Annotated in this window: 15 protein-coding genes; 13 read left to right on the top strand and 2 right to left on the bottom strand. The window is 74.3% G+C overall.

The window, feature by feature from the left end:
• The first annotated feature begins 7 nt into the window (after positions 1-7).
• The 8 genes from ABZ924_RS02115 to ABZ924_RS02080 all read left to right on the top strand — a co-directional run bounded on the left by ABZ924_RS02115 (position 8) and on the right by ABZ924_RS02080 (position 7,999).
• Positions 8-1,147: an FAD-binding oxidoreductase gene (locus ABZ924_RS02115; RefSeq protein WP_361902617.1), complete on the top strand. Its 1,140-nt coding sequence runs from the start codon at positions 8-10 to the stop codon at positions 1,145-1,147.
• A 235-nt stretch (positions 1,148-1,382) separates the two neighbouring features.
• Complete coding sequence (locus tag ABZ924_RS02110; RefSeq protein WP_361902614.1) at positions 1,383-1,718, top strand: (2Fe-2S)-binding protein; 336 nt, start codon at positions 1,383-1,385, stop codon at positions 1,716-1,718.
• Positions 1,699-3,162 (top strand): NAD(P)/FAD-dependent oxidoreductase, encoded by a 1,464-nt coding sequence (locus tag ABZ924_RS02105; protein WP_361902611.1) that lies wholly within the window; start codon positions 1,699-1,701, stop codon positions 3,160-3,162. Before ABZ924_RS02110 ends, ABZ924_RS02105 begins: the two co-directional genes overlap by 20 nt.
• A gap of 183 nt (positions 3,163-3,345) precedes the next feature.
• Positions 3,346-4,209, top strand: coding sequence for a dihydrodipicolinate synthase family protein (locus ABZ924_RS02100; protein ID WP_361902958.1), 864 nt, complete (start codon positions 3,346-3,348; stop codon positions 4,207-4,209).
• Between the two features lie 16 nt (positions 4,210-4,225).
• Entirely contained in the window at positions 4,226-5,230 is a 1,005-nt protein-coding gene (locus ABZ924_RS02095) for a proline racemase family protein (protein WP_361902608.1), read from the top strand.
• Entirely contained in the window at positions 5,227-6,279 is a 1,053-nt protein-coding gene (locus tag ABZ924_RS02090; RefSeq protein ID WP_361902606.1) for a proline racemase family protein, read from the top strand. The genes ABZ924_RS02095 and ABZ924_RS02090 overlap by 4 nt, the downstream gene beginning before the upstream one ends.
• On the top strand, positions 6,276-7,232 hold the full coding sequence (locus ABZ924_RS02085; protein ID WP_361902603.1) for an ornithine cyclodeaminase family protein: 957 nt from the start codon (positions 6,276-6,278) through the stop codon (positions 7,230-7,232). The genes ABZ924_RS02090 and ABZ924_RS02085 overlap by 4 nt, the downstream gene beginning before the upstream one ends.
• A 56-nt stretch (positions 7,233-7,288) precedes the next feature.
• Complete coding sequence (locus ABZ924_RS02080; protein WP_361902600.1) at positions 7,289-7,999, top strand: GntR family transcriptional regulator; 711 nt, start codon at positions 7,289-7,291, stop codon at positions 7,997-7,999.
• On the opposite strand, the gene ABZ924_RS02075 is transcribed toward ABZ924_RS02080, so the two are convergent.
• The gene (locus ABZ924_RS02075) at positions 7,988-8,887 is read right to left on the bottom strand and encodes an RICIN domain-containing protein (protein ID WP_361902597.1); all 900 of its coding nucleotides are present in this window, start codon (positions 8,885-8,887) and stop codon (positions 7,988-7,990) included. The two genes, ABZ924_RS02080 and ABZ924_RS02075, sit on opposite strands and share 12 nt — an antisense overlap.
• 185 nt (positions 8,888-9,072) lie before the next feature.
• Here ABZ924_RS02075 and ABZ924_RS02070 point away from each other — a divergent pair, with 185 nt between their 5' ends.
• The 5 genes from ABZ924_RS02070 to ABZ924_RS02050 all read left to right on the top strand — a co-directional run bounded on the left by ABZ924_RS02070 (position 9,073) and on the right by ABZ924_RS02050 (position 14,856).
• Positions 9,073-10,815 (top strand): ABC transporter substrate-binding protein, encoded by a 1,743-nt coding sequence (locus tag ABZ924_RS02070; RefSeq protein ID WP_361902594.1) that lies wholly within the window; start codon positions 9,073-9,075, stop codon positions 10,813-10,815.
• Positions 10,816-10,824: 9 nt separating this feature from the next.
• Complete coding sequence (locus ABZ924_RS02065) at positions 10,825-11,784, top strand: ABC transporter permease (protein ID WP_361902591.1); 960 nt, start codon at positions 10,825-10,827, stop codon at positions 11,782-11,784.
• The gene (locus ABZ924_RS02060) at positions 11,781-12,767 is read left to right on the top strand and encodes an ABC transporter permease (protein ID WP_361902588.1); all 987 of its coding nucleotides are present in this window, start codon (positions 11,781-11,783) and stop codon (positions 12,765-12,767) included. Before ABZ924_RS02065 ends, ABZ924_RS02060 begins: the two co-directional genes overlap by 4 nt.
• Complete coding sequence (locus ABZ924_RS02055) at positions 12,767-13,810, top strand: ABC transporter ATP-binding protein (RefSeq protein WP_361902585.1); 1,044 nt, start codon at positions 12,767-12,769, stop codon at positions 13,808-13,810. The genes ABZ924_RS02060 and ABZ924_RS02055 overlap by 1 nt, the downstream gene beginning before the upstream one ends.
• Before the next feature lie 101 nt (positions 13,811-13,911).
• Positions 13,912-14,856 carry an oligopeptide/dipeptide ABC transporter ATP-binding protein gene (locus tag ABZ924_RS02050; protein ID WP_361902955.1) on the top strand — a complete coding sequence of 315 codons (945 nt, stop codon included), beginning with the start codon at positions 13,912-13,914 and terminating at the stop codon, positions 14,854-14,856.
• A 134-nt stretch (positions 14,857-14,990) separates the two neighbouring features.
• On the opposite strand, the gene ABZ924_RS02045 is transcribed toward ABZ924_RS02050, so the two are convergent.
• Positions 14,991-17,168: a prolyl oligopeptidase family serine peptidase gene (locus tag ABZ924_RS02045; RefSeq protein WP_361902580.1), complete on the bottom strand. Its 2,178-nt coding sequence runs from the start codon at positions 17,166-17,168 to the stop codon at positions 14,991-14,993.
• Positions 17,169-17,410: the final 242 nt, after the last annotated feature.

The following is a 17,410-nucleotide window of genomic DNA, read 5'->3' as shown; positions in this document are numbered from 1 at the left end:
TACTGCCGTGCCCAAGAGACATCCCCTGGACGTCGTGATCATCGGAGCCGGCGTCGTCGGCGCCGCCTGCGCGTACTACGCCGCCCGCGCCGGCCTGCGCGTGGCCGTCGTCGACCGAGGCCCCGTCGCCGGCGGCACCACCGGGGCGGGGGAGGGCAACCTGCTCGTCTCCGACAAGGAGGCCGGCCCGGAGCTCGACCTCGCCCTGCTGTCGGCCCGCCTGTGGCGCGAACTCGCCGCGGAGCTCCCGCAGGAGATCGAGTACGAGCCCAAGGGCGGCCTCGTCGTCGCCCCCGACGAAGCCACCCTGAAGGCACTGCGCGACTTCGCCGCCGGGCAGCGCGCCGCCGGGGTGGAGGCGCTGGAGGCGGCCCCCGATGACCTCCACTCACTGGAGCCGCACCTCGCGCACGGCATGGCCGGCGGCTTCCACTACCCCCAAGACGCCCAGGTCCAGCCCGCCCAGGCGGCGGCCCGGCTCCTCGCCGCGTCGGGAGCCGAACTGCACCTGGGCGAGGAGGTCACGGCCGTCCTGCGCACGGCCGACGGCAGCGTCCGGGGGGTCCGCACGGCGCGCGGTGAACTCCTCGCCCCCGCGGTGGTCAACGCCGCCGGCACCTGGGGCGGCCGCATCGCCGAACTCGCCGGCACCACCCTCCCAGTGCTACCGCGGCGCGGGTTCGTCCTGGTGACGGAGCCGCTGCCGCGGGTGGTCCGGCACAAGGTGTACGCCGCGGACTACATCGCGGACGTCGCCAGCGGCTCCGCGGCCCTGCAGTCCTCGGCCGTGGTCGAGGGCACCCCCGCCGGCCCGGTCCTCATCGGGGCCACCCGGGAGCGCGTCGGCTTCGACCGCACCCTGTCCGTGGAGGCCCTGCGCCGCCTCGCCGCCCAGGCGGCCGCGCTGTTCCCGGTCCTGGCGGACGTCCGGGTGCTGCGCACCTACCACGGCTTCCGCCCCTACCTGCCGGACCACCTCCCGGCCATCGGCCCGGACCACCGAGTCCCCGGCCTCCACCACGCCTGCGGCCACGAGGGCGCAGGCATCGGCCTGGCCCCGGCCACGGGGGTGCTGATCGCCTCGTCCCTGACCCACACCCCCTTACCCGTCCCCCTCACCCCGTTCCACCCGAACCGCTTCGCATGATCCAGCCCGTCCGGCGCTTGAGGACCGGGGGTCCGGGGGCGGAGCCCCCGGGATACGGAGAAAGGGCGGGGCGGGGAGAGGGCTCCGCGCAGCGGCCCCCACCCCGGACCGCCCCACCCACCCCCGCCCGACCGCACCACAGCCCACCCCCCCGCCTGACCGCAACACGGCCACCCGCCCGGACCACCCCGCCCACCCGGTGGCAACCGGCCCCACCCGCCGAGGGAGACACGAGATGACCCACCCCGCCCCCCGGCCGGACCGGACCCCCCGCACCCTGGTCGGAGGCCACCCGGACGCCACCTACACCCTCCGCTTCGACGGCCGCGAACTGACCGCCAGCGCGGGCCAGAGCATCGCCGCGGTCCTCTGGTCCGCCGGGATCCTCGCCTGGCGAACCACCCGCGTCGGCGGCCGCCCCCGCGGCGCGTTCTGCGGCATCGGCAGCTGCTATGACTGCCTCGTCACCGTCAACGGCCGCCCGAACCAGCGCGCCTGCCTCGTCCCCGCCCAGCCGGGCGACACCATCACCACCCAGGAAGGGACCGGCCGTGCCGACCTCGCCGTCTGACCCGCGACCGAAGCCTTCGCAGCCGCCGCAGCCCCCGGCCGACCTCGCGGTGGTCGGCGCCGGCCCGGCCGGCCTGGCCGCCACGGTGGCCGCCGCCGCGCTCGGCCTGCGCGTCGTCCTGCTGGACGCGGGGGAGCGGCCCGGCGGCCAGTTCTACCGGCACCCGGCCCCCGCCCTCGGGGCCGACCGCCCCGAGGCCCTGCACCACGGCTGGGCCGCCTTCGCCGAGCGGGACGCCGCCCTGGCGGCCCACGTGGCGGCGGGCCGCGTCACGTACCTCCCGGGCCACCACGTCTGGACGGTGGTCCCAGGGGCGCAAGCCCCCGGAACCGGCGAGGCGGCCGGCGAGGCGGCCCCCTGGACCCTGCACGCCGTCGCGACCCCCGACGACCATCCCGCAACCGTCCACGCCGGAGCCGTCCTCCTGGCCACCGGCGCGTACGAACGCCAACTTCCCTTCCCCGGCTGGACCCTCCCCGGCGTGGTCGGCGCCGGCGGCGCACAGGCCATGCTCAAGTCCGGCCTCGTCCTGCCGGGCCACCGCGTCGTCGTGGCCGGCAGCGGCCCCCTGCTCCTCGCCGTCGCCGGCTCCCTCGCCGCGGCCGGGGCCCGGGTGCCGGCCGCGGTCGAGGCCGGCGCCTACACCGCGTACGCCCCGCACCTGCAGGCCCTGCTGCGCAATCCGGCCAAGCTCGCCGAAGGCGCCACGTACGGCGGTGCCCTGCTGCGCCGTCACATCCGGCTCCTGACCCGCCATGCGGTGACCGCCGCCCACGGGACCGACCGCGTCGAGGCCGTCACGGTGGCCCGCCTGGACCGCGACTGGCGCCCGCTGCCCGGTACGGCCCGCCGGATCCCCTGCGACGCCGTGGCCGTCGGCCACGGGCTGGTCCCGCAGCTGGAGCTGGCCACCTCCCTCGGCTGCGCCACCCGCCGCGCCGCGGACGGCACGGTGGCCCTGGAGCTGGACGCGCGCCAGCGCACCTCCGTCCCCGGCATCTGGTCCGCCGGGGAGACCGGCGGCATCGGCGGCGCCCAACTGGCCCTGGTCGAGGGCGAGATCGCGGCCCACGCGATCGCCGGCCGGCCCGTGCCCGGAGCCCTGTCCCGCCGCCGCGCCCGGCTGCGCGCCTTCGCCGACGCGATGGGCGCGGCCCACCGCCCCGGCGCCGGCTGGACCGGCTGGCTGACCGACGACACCGACGTCTGCCGGTGCGAGGAGGTTCCGGCCGGCCGGATCCGGGAGGCCGTCTGCGACCTCGGCGCCCGGGACGCCCGTACCGCCAAGCTCCTCACGCGCGCCGGAATGGGCTGGTGCCAGGGCCGGATGTGCGGCCCGGCCGTGGCGGCGCTGGCCGGCGAGGAGCCGGCGCCGGACCGGCGGCCCCTGTCCTGTCCGGTGCCCCTGCGCCAATTGGCCGAACTTCCGCCCGCCCAAGGCTGATCGGCAGGCCCGCCGGCGCCGGAACCGTCGGGCTCCGGCCTCTTGTGGCCGAGTCACACCCCCAAGTAAAATGTCACACACCACTCTAGGGAGCTCTCAATGACCGACGCGCACACCACCGCGCCCGCGCCCGCCACGCCCTCCGCCCCGGCGGACACCCGCACCCGCCCCTGGCACGGCATCATGGTCGCCACCGCCCTGCCGCTGCGCGAGGACCTCTCCGTCGACTACGACGCCTACGCCGAACACGTCGCCTGGCTCATCGAGAGCGGCTGCGACGGCGTGGTCCCCAACGGCTCCCTCGGCGAGTACCAGACCCTCACCGACGAGGAGCGCGCCCGCGTCGTCCGCACCGCCGTCGAGGCCGCCGGCGACGGCAGCCGCGTCATGCCGGGCGTCGCCGCCTACGGCAGTGCCGAGGCCCGCCGCTGGGCCGACCAGGCCGCCGAGGCCGGCGCCGGCTCCGTCCTGCTCCTGCCGCCCAACGCCTTCCGCGCCGACGACGAGACCGTACGCGCCCACTACGCCGAGGTCGCCAAGGCAGGCCTGCCGGTGGTCGCGTACAACAACCCGTACGACACCAAGGTGGACCTGACCCCGGCCCTCCTCGCCCGGCTCCACGCCGACGGCAGCATCGTCGCCGTCAAGGAGTTCAGCGGCGACGTCCGCCGCGCCTACGAGATCGCCGAACTCGCCCCCGGCCTGGACCTCCTCATCGGCGCCGACGACGTCCTGCTCGAACTCGCCCTCGCCGGCGCGGTCGGCTGGATCGCCGGCTACCCCAATGCCCTGCCCCGCTCCTGTGCCGACCTCTACCGGGCCGCCGTCGCCGGGGACCTGGCCACCGCCCTGCCGCTCTACAAGTCCCTGCACTCCCTGCTGCGCTGGGACTCCAAGACCGAGTTCGTCCAGGCGATCAAGCTCTCCATGGACCTGGCCGGACGTCCCGGCGGCGCCACCCGCCCGCCCCGCTTCCCGCTCACCGGGGAGACCGAGGCGGCCGTCCGCGCCGCGACCGAGAAGGCCCTCGCCGAGGGACTCAACTAGCCGACCGGGGGATCCCATGCGCACGCGCCACATCTACCACGCGGTGGACTCGCACACCGAGGGCATGCCGACCCGGGTGATCACCGGGGGTGTCGGGGTGATCCCCGGCGCCACCATGGCCGACAAGCGGCTCCACTTCATCGAGCACATGGACCACGTCCGCACCCTGCTCATGTACGAGCCGCGCGGCCACTCCGCGATGAGCGGCGCGATCCTCCAGCCCCCCACCCGGCCCGACGCCGACTTCGGCGTGCTCTACATCGAGGTGTCGGGCCTGCTGCCCATGTGCGGGCACGGCACCATCGGGGTCGCCACCGTCCTCGTCGAGACGGGCATGGTGGCGGCCGTCGAGCCGGTCACCACCGTCCGGCTCGACACCCCGGCCGGACTCGTCTCGGTCGACGTCCGCGTCGAGGACGGGGCGGCCACCGCCGTCACCCTCACCAACGTCCCCGCCTTCAGCGCCGGCCTCGACCTCAAGGCCGAAGTCCCCGGCCTCGGCACGGTCACCTACGACCTCGCCTACGGCGGCAACTTCTACGCCTTCGTCGAACTCGACGCCCTGGGCCTCCCCTTCGACCGCGCCCGCAAGGACGACCTGCTCGCCGCCGGCCTCGCGGTCATGGACGCGATCAACGCCTCCGACGACCGTCCCGTCCACCCCGAGAACCCCTCCATCGCCGGGGTCAAGCACGTCTACCTCGCCGCCCCCGGCTCCGACGCCCGCCGCTCCCGCCACGCCATGGCCATCCACCCGGGCTGGTTCGACCGCTCGCCCTGCGGTACGGGCACCAGCGCGCGCATGGCCCAGCTGCACGCGCGCGGCCTCCTCGACCTCGACACCGACTTCGTCAACGAGTCCTTCATCGGCACCGAGTTCACCGGCCGCCTCGTCGGACGCACCACGGTCGGCCCGTACGAGGCCGTCGTCCCCACCGTCACCGGCCGCGCCTGGATCACCGGCACCGCCCAGTACTTCCTCGACCCGACCGACCCCTTCCCCGGAGGCTTTCTCCTGTGACCGAGCCGACCGCCGTACGGACCGTCGACTACCACACGGGCGGCGAGCCCTTCCGGATCGTCGACACGCGTGCCGCCGGACTCCCGCCCGTGCCGGGCGACACGGTCGCCGAGCGCTGCGCGACCGCCATCGGGCCCGGCGGCTCCGGGACGGCCCCGCGGCGGGGCGAGCTGGACGACGTACGGCGGCTCCTCGTGCAGGAGCCGCGCGGGCACGCCGGCATGTACGGCGGGTTCGTCGTGCCGCCCGACGACGACGGCGCCCACCTCGGGGTGCTGTTCTGGCACAAGGACGGCTACTCCACCGCCTGCGGCCACGGCACCATGGCCCTCGGGGCGTGGGCGGTGGACACCGGCCTCGTCGCCGCCCCCGACCACGGGGAGGTGCAGGTGCGGATCGACGTGCCCTCGGGGCGGGTCGCGGCCACCGTGCACCGCGACGGCGGCCGCACCACCGGGGTCACCTTCCGCAACGTGCCGGCCCGGGTCGCCGCCCGCAAGGTGCCCGTCGCGACCACCCTCGGGCTCACGGAGGCGGACATCGCGCACGCCGGCGCCTGCTACGCCTCCGTGCGCGCCCGCGACCTCGGCCTGGAGGTCTCCCGGGCCGCCCTGCCCGACCTGGTGCGCGCCGGCCGGGAGATCCGCACCGCGCTCGCCACCCACCCCGCGACCTGGCATCCGGGCGGGCCGCTGCTCTCCGGGGTCTACGGGGTGATCCTGTACGAGGAGCTCCCCGACACCCCATTCGGCCCGCACCAGCGCAACGTCACCGTCTTCGCCGACGGGCAGATCGACCGCTCGCCCTGCGGCTCCGGCACCTCGGCGCGGCTCGCGCTGCTGGCGGAGGACGGGCGGCTGGGGGCGGGGGAGGACCTGCTGCACGAGTCGGTGGTCGGCACGGTGTTCACGGGCCGGTTGCTCGCGCCGGACGCGGGCCACGAGGCCGAGGGAGTGGTCACGGAGGTCACCGGCACGGCGTACCGGACCGGCGAGCACCTGTTCACCCTCGCGCCGCACGACGCCCTCGGCCCGGGCTTCCAACTGTGATCCGGCAGTTCGGGGCCGAGGAGCTCGCCGGGCTGCTCGGCCCGGCCGGGGCCGCCGACGCCCTGGCCGACGCGCTGCGGGCCGGGCTGGACCCGGAGTCCTGCCCGCAGCGCAGCGCGGTGGCCGTGCCGGGCGGGGGAGAGCTGCTGCTGATGCCGGCCGCGCAGGGGGCGTACGCCGGGGTGAAGATCGCGGGGGTCGCGCCCGGCAACCCGGCGCGCGGCCTGCCCCGCATCACCGGCTCGTACCTGCTCCTGGACGGGGCCACCCTGCGCCCGGTCGCCCTGCTGGACGGCGCCGCTCTCACGGCGCTGCGCACGCCCGCGGTCTCGGCGCTGGCGCTGCGGCACCTGGCGCCCGAGGGGCGGCCGCTGCGGCTGGTGCTGTTCGGCAGCGGGCCGCAGGCTTACGGGCACCTCGAAGCCGCGGCGGCAGTACGGGAGTTGGGGCGGGCGGTGGTGGTGGCCCGGGACCCGGGCGGGGTGCGGAAGCTGGTCGGGCACGCCGAGTTCCTCGGGATCCCCGCCCGCGCGGGGACGGCGGCGGACGTGGCCGGCGCCGACCTGGTGCTGTGCTGCACGACGGCCCGGACCCCCCTCTTCGACGGGCGCCTGGTGGACCCCGGAGCGGTGGTCGTCGCGGTCGGCTCGCACGAGCCGGACGCCCGGGAGACCGACACGGCCCTGGTGCGGCGCTCGGCCGTGTACGTGGAGGCGCGCTCGGCGGCGCTGCGTGAGGCGGGGGACCTGCTGATCCCGGAGGCGGAGGGGGCGATCGGCCCCGGTCATATCAACGGCACCCTGGCCGACCTGGTGGCGGGCCGGATGCCGGCGCCGGGACCGCCGGGTTGTCCACAGCTCTTCAAGAGCGTGGGCATGGCCTGGGAGGATCTGGCGGTGGCGGTGGCGATGTACCACGCGGCCGGGGCGGGCGGGACGAACAGCGAAACGTGACATTGTACGCTGTTCCTCTGCACCTCGGTGGTGTGAAGGGGTCTCGGAGGAAAGCAATGGGTGACCTGAAGCAGCACAGTCTCATCAAGGCCCAGGAGCGGCTCCGCGACCAGGTCGGCCACGCCCTGCGAGCAGCCCTGATAGCGGGCGAACTGCGCCCCGGCAGCGTCTACTCGGCGCCCGGTCTCGCCGCCGAGCTCGGCGTCTCCGCCACCCCGGTCCGCGAGGCCATGCTGGACCTGGCCCGCGAGGGCCTGGTGGAACCGGTCCGCAACAAGGGCTTCCGGATCACCGAGGTCAGCGAGCGCGACCTGGACCAGTACACGGAACTCCGCACGATGATCGAGGTCCCGACGGTGGGCAAGGTCACCAAGATCGCCACCAAGGACCAGCTGGAAGCCCTCCGCCCGATCGCGGAGGAGATCGTCACCAGCGCCCGCGAGCACAACCTCATCGGCTACCTCGAAGCAGACCGCCGCTTCCACCTCACCCTCCTCGGCCTGGCCGGCAACGACCGCCTGGTCGAAACGGTGGGCGACCTGCGCAAGCGCTCCCGCCTGTACGGCCTGACCGGCCTGGACGAGGCGGGCAAGCTGGTCTCCAGCGCGGAGGAGCACATCGAACTCCTGGACCTGATGCTCGCGGGCGACGCGGAGGCCGCCGAGGCCTGCATGCTCCGCCACCTCGGCCACGTCCGCTCCCTGTGGGCCCAGGGCCGCAACGAACCGGTGGGCCGCACCCCGGGCGGCCTCGGCTCAGGACTCTAGGGTCCACCAGTGGTCGTCCTCGCCCGAGCCGTTGCAGGGGTACACGCCCAGCGGCAGCCCCTCGCTGCGCTCGCCGAGGCCGGGCACGTCCAGGCACATCGGCCGGTCGGTGTCACCGGACAGGGCGTTGACCAGTCGGAAGGCGGTGCGGGCGGTGTCCCACTTGAGTCGCCAGAGCTGGTTGTCGCCCTTGCCGTCCCAGCACGGGAACAGGCCGATCTGCGAGTTGGCCGGGATGCCGAGCTCCGGCGGGTCCAGGCACAGGTCCGGGTTCTTGGCCGGGCTGACGAGGTAGTCGCCGCCCGCGCCGGGGACGAGGTCGAACCGCTGGTCGGCGTCCCCGGCCCGGCAGGACACCTGCTGTACGGGCGTGCCCTGGCTCGGCGCACCGGCGCCGACGGGAGTGCCGACGCACATGCGGGTGGACCGGTTGCGCAGGACCTTGTTCTTCAGCGGCGCCGCACCCTGGCCCTCCGGCCGGGGAGCGGGTGGCGGTGCCGAAGGGCCCGGAGCCGGGGTCGAGGGTGCGGGCGCAGGTGAAGGTGTCGCCGACGGCTCCGGCGACGGCCGGTCCGAGCCGGACGGGCTCGGTGAGGGTGGCGCCGGGGACGCGCTGATCGGTCCGGTGGGCGCGTTGCCCGCTGAGCGGGACTCCCGGGCGGCGGTGTCGGCGAGGTGGTTGCGCACGGCGTACGCGCCCCCGGCCAGCACCAGGCCGAGGAGGACCGCCACCGGCAGGCCGGTCCGCAGCAGCGCGGCCTTCGGGCGGCGGCTTCCGAACAACGCCCCGTCGATGCTCCCGGCCATGATCACGGGCCCGTGGAAGTCCCCACCGCCGATGGAGTTTTCGGTCCGGCCCCCGCCGCCGTTCTTCTCGTCTTCCCCCATGGGCGTCATCATCGCCACGGACTGCCGCGCGGGGAAAGGCCTAGGGGTGCCGTCGCCAACTCCCCTGTGAACAGCACCATTTGGACACGGCTGGATAACGGCGATGCCGACCCCTTGTGCAGTGCAATTTCACATTACTATGTTACCGGTCACATCATAGAGCGCGGCCCTTCACTGGAGTGACCATGACCAAGCGCACCCAACTCGCCCTCGCCACCGCCCTGGTGGCCGCTCTCGCACTCGGTGCCTCCGGCTGCTCCGACCCCAAGAAGGGCTCCGCCGGCGGGGGTGCGTCCAACCCCGCCTCCGCCAACGACGGCAAGGTCCTCGGCGGCACCCCCGTCAAGGGCGGCACCCTCACCGTCCTGTCCAACCAGGACTTCGCCCACCTCGACCCCGCCCGCAACTGGGTCATGCCGACCATGGACTTCGGCACGCGGCTGCTCTACCGCACCCTCGTCACCTTCAAGGCCGAGCCCGGCAAGGCCGGCAGCGAGCTCGTCCCCGACCTCGCCACCGACCTCGGCACCCCCTCCAACGGGGGCCGTACGTGGACCTTCACCTTGAAGGAGGGGGTCAAGTACGAGGACGGCTCGCCCATCAAGGCCCAGGACATCAAGTACAACGTCGAGCGCTCCTTCGCCCCCGACCTCACCGGCGGCCCCGACTACGCCGCCCAGTACCTCGCCGGCACCGAGGGCTACAAGGGGCCGCTCCAGGGGCAGCACCTGGACTCCGTCAAGACTCCCGACGACCGCACCATCGTTTTCGAACTCAAGCGGCCGGTCGCCGAGTTCTCCGCCACCGCCACCCTCCCCACCTTCGCGCCCGTCCCGCAGTCCCAGGAGAAGGGCACCCAGTACGACGCCCGCCCGTTCTCCTCCGGCCCGTACAAGATCGAGACGTACGACCGCGACAAGAAGCTCGTCCTCGTCCGCAACGAGCACTGGGACCAGAAGACCGACACCGTCCGCAAGGCCTACCCCGACAAGTTCGTCGTCGTCATGGGCCTCAAGGGCGGCCAGATCGACGACCGCATCATCGCCGGCGAGGGCGCCGACGCCTCCGCCGTCGAGTACTCCAACATGCGCCCCGAAAGCGCCCCCAAGGTCCTGCCCAAGCCCGAGATCAAGGCCCGCATGCTCGCCGAGTCCCAGGGCTGTACGAGCATGCTGCACCTCAACAACTCCCGCGCCCCCTTCAACGACCCCAAGGTCCGCGAGGCCATGCAGTACGCCGTGGACAAGGAGGCCGTGGTCACCGCCGCCGGCGGACCCGCCCTCAACGAGGTCGCCACCGCCTACCTGCCGCCCGCCCTCACCGGCGGAAAGCAGGCCGACACCCTGGGGATCGCCCCGGCCGGCGACCCCGCCAAGGCCAAGGAACTCCTCAAGGCCGCCGGCAAGGAGAAGCTGAAGGTCTCCCTCACCGTCTCCACCGGCGACAAGGGCAGGGCGGAGGCCCTCCAGCAGGGCCTGGCCCGCGCCGGCGTCGAGGTCGTCATCGACACCGTCGACCCGGGCGCGTACTACGACGTCATCGGCGACCTGTCCACCACCCCCGACATGACGCTCACCGGCTGGTGCCCGGACTACCCCTCCGGCTCCACCTGGATCCCGTTCGTCTTCGACGGCCGCACCATCAAGGACAAGGGCAACCAGGGCAACTACGCCCAGTTCCGCGACGAGGCCACCATGAAGCGGATCGACGAGATCAACGCCATGGCCGACGCCAAGCAGGCCAACCAGGCCTGGATCGACCTCGACGCCGAGATCATGAAGAAGGCCCCGGCCGTCCCGATCCTCCTCGAGCGCAAGCCCCTGCTCATCGGCCCCAACATCGCCGGCGCCTACGGCCACCCCGTGTGGACCGGAACCATCGACTACGGGACCGTCGGCCTGAAGGACCCCGCGAAGAGCCAGGGCTGAGCCACCGCCATGACCGCCTCCGCCACCACCGCCGCCGCCCCCCAGGGTGCGTCGGCCAAGGACCTCCCGCCCGGCAGCAGCCCCTGGCAGCTCGCCCGGCGGGAGCTCCGCCGCCGCACCGCCGTCCGCATCAGCCTCTGCGTCGTCGCCCTGTTCGTCCTGATGGCCGCCACCGCCCCCTGGCTCGGCTCCCTGGGCGGCTGGTCCCCGCAGGAGTTCGACAAGGCCGCCGTCGACCCCTACCTCGGCGGGCAGCCACTCGGCTCCCTCGGCGGGATCAGCCCCGAGCACTGGCTCGGCGTCGAACCCGTCACCGGCCGCGACCTGTTCGCCCGCGTCGTCACCGGCGCCCAGGTCTCGCTGCTCATCGCGTTCGCCGCCACCGCCATCGTCGTGGTCACCGGCACCGCGGCCGGGATCGCCGCCGGCTACTTCGGCGGCCGCACCGACGCCGTCCTGTCCCGCCTGATGGACCTGACCATGTCCTTCCCGTCCCTCATCTTCATGATCGCGATGCTGTCGGTCGCCAAGGACGTCAACCGCATCGTCCTCATGACCACCGTCATCGGCATCTTCGGCTGGCCCGGCGTCGCCCGCGTCGTCCGCGGCCAGACCCTCTCCCTCAAGCACCGCGAGTACGTCGACGCCGCCCGCGTCGGCGGCTCCGGCCCCTGGCGGATCCTCACCCGAGACATCCTCCCGGGCGTCTCCGGCCCGGTCATCGCCTACACCACCCTGCTGATCCCCGGCATGATCAGCACCGAGGCCGCGCTCAGCTACCTCGGCGTGGGCGTCCGCCCGCCCACCCCCTCCTGGGGCCAGATGATCGCCGAGTCCGTCGCCTTCTACGAGACGGACCCGATGTACTTCGTCATCCCCAGCACCTTCCTCTTCCTCGCGGTCCTCGCCTTCACCCTCCTCGGCGACGCCCTGCGCGACATCCTCGACCCGAGGGGAGCCCGCAGTTGATCCTCTACCTCGTGCGCCGGCTCCTCGCCCTCGCCGGCGTCCTGCTCGCCATCGCCGCCGTCACCTTCCTCATCTTCTACGTGCTGCCCTCCGACCCGGCCGCGGCCGCCTGCGGAAAGACCTGCAGTGCCGAGCGCATCGCCGACGTCCGGGCCTACCTGGGTCTGGACCAGCCGCTGTGGCGCCAGTTCTGGGACTTCCTCACCGGCATCTTCACCGGCCGCACCCTCGGCAGCGGGCAGTACGCCGTCCGCTGCGACTTCCCGTGCCTGGGCTACTCGTACGAGAACTCCCTGCCCGTGTGGGACCTGCTGATGGACCGCCTCCCGGTCTCCGCCTCCCTCGCCCTCGGCGCCGCCGTGCTCTGGCTCGTCCTCGGCCTCGGCGCCGGCGTCACCGCCGCCCTGCGCAAGGACACCGCCACCGACAAGACGCTGATGGTCGGCGCGGTCGCCGCCGCCTCCCTGCCCGTCTACTTCACCTCCGTGATGCTCATCTACGGGGTCATCCGCGTCGCCGGGCTGCTGCCCTACCCCTCCTACCGGTCCCTCGGCGAAGACCCGCTCGGCTGGGCCTCCAACCTGCTGCTGCCCTGGACCGCGCTCGCCCTGCTGTACGCCGCCATGTACGCCCGCCAGAGCCGCGGCTCCATGATCGAGGCGATGGCCGAGCCGTACATCCGCACCGCCCGCGCCAAGGGCATGCCCGAGCGGACCGTGGTCGTCAAGCACGGCCTGCGCTCCGGGATGACCCCGATCCTCACCATCTTCGGCATGGACCTCGGCGGGCTGCTCGCCGGCGCCGTCATCACCGAGTCCATCTTCGGACTCCCCGGCGTCGGGCGGCTGTTCTACGGGGCGCTCGTCAGCTCCGACCAGCCCGTCGTCCTCGGGGTCACCCTGATGGCCGCCTTCTTCATCGTCGTCGCCAATCTCGCCGTCGACCTCCTGTACGCCGTCGTCGACCCGAGGGTGAGGTACTGATGCCCGCCTCCGTCTCCGCCTCCGCCTCCGCCACCAGCCCGGACAGCGCCCCGTCCCCCCTGCTCGAAGTGCGCGACCTGAGCGTCACCTTCAGCACCCCGCGCGGCCCCGTCCGCGCCGTCGACTCACTCGGCTTCACCGTCGAGGCCGGGCGCACCCTCGGCATCGTCGGCGAGTCCGGCTCCGGCAAGTCGGTGACCTCCCTCGCCGTCATGGGCCTGCACCGCGGCGCCGAGGTCACCGGCTCCATCCGGCTCGCGGGCCGGGAGCTCACCACGGCGGGAGAGAAGGAGCTGTCCCGGCTCCGCGGCCGCAGGATGGCCATGATCTTCCAGGACCCGCTCTCCAGCCTGCACCCCTACTACACGATCGGCGAGCAAATCGCCGAGCACGTCCGCGTCCACTTCAAGGCGCGCCGCGGCGCCGCCCGCAAGCGGGCCGTGGAGATGCTCGGCGAGGTAGGCATCCCCGAGCCGGCCCGCCGCGCGGGGGAGTACCCGCACCAGTTCTCCGGCGGCATGCGCCAGCGCGCGATGATCGCCATGGCGCTGGCCTGCGAGCCCGACCTGCTCATCGCCGACGAGCCGACCACCGCCCTCGACGTCACCGTCCAGGCGCAGATCCTCGACCTCCTGGCCCGCCTCCAGCAGGAGCGCGGCCTCGGCATCGTGATGATCACCCACGATCTGGGCGTCGTCGCCCGCGTGGCCCACGAGGTGCTCGTCATGTACGGCGGCCGCGCCGCCGAACAGGCCGGCGCCGACGCCCTGTTCGCCGAGCCCGCCCACCCCTACACCCGCGGCCTGCTCGACTCGCTGCCCCGGCTGGACGACGCCGACGACGAGCCGCTGCGCGCCATCCCCGGCTCCCCTCCCTCCCTCCTGGCGCCGGCCCCCGGCTGCGCGTTCGCCCCACGCTGCCCCAAGGCCGCGGCCCGCTGCACCGACGTACGCCCGGCGCTGGAGCCGTACGGGCAGCAGCCCGGGCGGACGGCCGCCTGCCACTTCGCCGGATCCGCGATCGCCGAGGAGGCGGCCCGATGACGCCCACCCCCACCACCCCGACCCCCACCACCAGCCCCGCCCCGGTCGGCAGCGGCGACGGGACGGGCACCGCCCCGCTGCTCTCCGTACGCGACCTGACCATGGCCTTCCCCGGCCGGCGGTCGGCGACCGGGCGCCGGGGGGCGCCCGTGCGCGCCGTCGACGGGGTCTCCTTCGACCTGGCCGCGGGCGAGACCCTCGGCCTCGTCGGCGAGTCGGGCTGCGGGAAGTCCACGACCGGCCGGATGATCGTCCGCCTGCTGGAGCCCACCTCGGGGAGCATCGCCTTCGAGGGCCAGGACATCACCCGGCTCCCGCAGAGCACCCTGCGCCCGCTGCGCCGGCACCTGCAGATGGTCTTCCAGGACCCGCACTCCTCGCTCAACCCGCGCCAGACGGTGGCCCGGATCATCTCCGACCCGCTGCTGGTGCAGGGCTGGTCGGCCGCCGACGCCCGGCGCCGCGCGGCCGAGCTGATGGATCTGGTCGGGCTGATCCCGGAGCACATCGACCGCTACCCGCACGAGTTCTCCGGCGGGCAGGCGCAGCGCATCGGGATCGCCCGCTCGCTGGCCACCAGCCCCCGGCTGATCGTCGCCGACGAGCCGGTCTCCGCCCTCGACGTCTCCGTCCAGGCGCAGATCGTCAACCTGATGGAGCGGCTGCGCTCCGAACTGGGCCTGGCCTACGTGTTCATCGCGCACGACCTGTCCGTGGTGAAGCGGGTCAGCGACCGGGTCGCTGTCATGTACCTCGGCCGGATCGTCGAGATCGGCGACAAGCGGGCCCTGTACGAGAGCCCCCAGCACCCGTACACGCGGGCGCTGCTGTCCGCCGTGCCGCTGCCGGACCCGGCGGCCGAGCGGCGGCGCGAGCGGATCGTGCTCCTCGGCGACCCGCCGAGCCCGGCCGCACCGCCCCCGGGCTGCACTTTCCATCCGCGCTGCCCGAAGGCGCAGGAGGTGTGCCGCACCGAGCGGCCGCTGCTGCGGATCACGCAGGGCGCCACCTCGCGCGAGGTGGCCTGCCACTTCCCGGGGGACTGACGGGGATCCCGGGAAACCGCAAGGGCCCCCGAGCCGACACGATCGGCTCGAGGGCCCTTCACCTATCCGGACCGGAGGACCGGGCCGGCACGGTGGGTCGGCCGGCAGACGACGCCCTGTCAGGCGACGCCCCGTCAGGCGACGGCCAGCTCCCGGCGGAAGAACTCCAGCTCCAGGGCCATCAGCTTCTCCTTCGTGCCGTTCGGGGTCATGTGGGTGACCCCGGGCAGCGCCAGCAGCTGGTGCGGGCGGCCCGCGTCGGTCAGCGCCTGCGACAGGCGCAGGGTGTGCGAGGGGTGGACGTTGTCGTCGGCCAGGCCGGTCACCAGCAGCAGCGGCCGGGTCAGCTTCGGCGCCTCACGGACCAGCGACTCCCGCTCGTACACCTCGGGGTTCTCCGCGGGCAGGCCCAGGTAGCGCTCGGTGTACGCGGTGTCGTAGTGCCGGAAGTCGGTGGGCGCGGCCCCCGCGGCCGCCGCGTGGAAGACGTCCGGGCGGCGCAGCACCGCGAGCGCCGCCGTGTAGCCGCCGTACGACCAGCCGCGCACGCCGACCCGGCCGAGGTCGAGGTCGCCGTGGCGGGCGCCGAGCGCCTGGAGGGCTGCGACCTGGTCCTCGAGGGTGACCTCGGAGAACCGGCGGTACATGGCGTGGGTGAAGGCGGGGGAGACGTACGGGGTTCCGTGGTTGTCGACGGTCACCACCGCGAAGCCCTGGTCGGCCCACCACTGGCGGTGCTGCCAGCGGCGCGGCTCGGCGCTGACGTCCTGGAAGCCGGGGCCGCCGTAGCCGTCCACCAGCACGGGCAGCTTCCGGCTGCCGGGGACGTGCCCGCGGGGCAGCACCAGCGAGGTGGGGACGCGGTGCTCGGTGACGCGCTCCAGGACGGGGGCGACCCGGTACGGCAGCGGCTCGGACAGGTCCGCGGGGGTGAACTCGCGCCCGTCGGCGGTGCGCAGGGTCCGGCGTATGCCGTCCCGGCCGGCGGCGGTCAGCAGCAGCGCGCCGCCCGAGGCCTGGACGCCGTGCACGGTGGGCACCTCGGTGTCGTCGGCCAGGACGCTCAGCTCCCCGGTGTCGGGGTCCAGCAGCAGCACCTGCTGTTCGGCCGGGTCGCGCAGTCCGGCCTCGATCAGCAGCCGGCCCCGGTGGAGGCCGGCGACGCCGCGGACCTGGACGTCGTCACCGGTGAGCAGCTTGCCGTCCAGGGCGAGGGCGCGGGCGGCGCCGCCGGGGGTGTCGGCGGCGGTGAGCATCCGTCCGTCGGGGAGGCGGGCCGGGGTGCCGGGTACGAGCGGGTCGACCCACTGGGGGTGCGTGGTGCGCGACAGCTCCCGGGTGCGGCCGGTGGCCGGGTCGGCGCCGAGCAGCAGCACGTTCTGCTGGAGCCGGTCCTGCACGGTCAGCAGGATCTCCTCGGACGACTCCCAGCCCGCGTCGGAGACGTACGGGTACTGCCCGGCGTCCCAGTCGAGCCGTACGCGGTGCCCGCCCGGCCCGAGGACCCACAGCTGGACCTCGGCGTTGGGCCCGCCGGCCTCGGGGTAGGCGAAGTCCTCGGGCGGCAGCTCGGGGTGCGCGGGGTCGGCGAAGTGGCGCCGCTGGAGGGCGGATTCGGCGACGCGGGCGGCCAGCAGGGTGACCCCGTCGGGGGACCACCAGTGGCCGCGGGCGCGGCCCAGCTCCTCGGCGGCGGCGAACTCGGCAACGCCCCAGCGGGCCCCGTCGGCGGGGCTGATGCGTCCGCCGGGGGCGGTGTACAGGGCGTCGCCGCTGACGTAGGCGGTGCGGGAGCCGTCGGCGTTGGGACGGGGGTCGAAGACGGGGCCGGCGGCGGGGATCTCCTGGGGCGGGGCGCCGTCGTACGGGGTGCCGTCGTGCGGGGTGCCTTCGGCCGCGGCGCCGCTGTTCGTGGTGCCCCCGGCGGCGGCGCCCCCGGTCGTGGCGCCCCCGGCCGCGGTGGGCTCGTACGACACCCTGAACAGCCGCCCGTACAGCGCGAAGACCGCGCTGCGCCCGTCGCCGGAGAGTGCGTACGAGCCGATCCCGGCGGCCACGAGCCGGATCCGCTCGCGCAGCCGGCGCTCGGCGGCCGGCAGCGGACCGGGCTCGGGGACCAGGGCGCGGGGGTCGGCGAGGAGGGTCTCGGTGCCGGTGGCGGTGTCCAGCACCCACAGTCCGTCGAAGGCGTCGGTGGGGCCGGTGGAGCGCAGGAACCAGAGGAGCCGGCCGTCGTCACCGAAGGAGAAGGCGCGCGGGGCGCCGTGCGTGAAGCGCGCCGTGGCGGCGGAGAGCCTGAGGAAATCGTCCATGATCGGAGTGTGTCATGTGACATGGCACAGTGTATATGGCGCGGACGCTGGCCCATCCGAGTGGTGTACCCCGGTGTGCAGGTTTAGCGTCGAAAAGGTGGATCCGAACCTCCCGCCGATGACGGACGGTGCCGACGACAAGGCCCGCGACAGCGGCAACGGCACCAAAGGCAACGGCACCAAAGGCAACGGCACCAAAGGCAACGGCAACGGCAACCGCACCGGCAAGCGCCACCTGCTCG

Origin of the sequence: Streptomyces sp. NPDC046876, assembly GCF_040645035.1 — a bacterium.
GTDB lineage: Bacteria > Actinomycetota > Actinomycetes > Streptomycetales > Streptomycetaceae > Streptomyces.
This window is presented reverse-complemented; position numbering and strand designations above follow the sequence as displayed.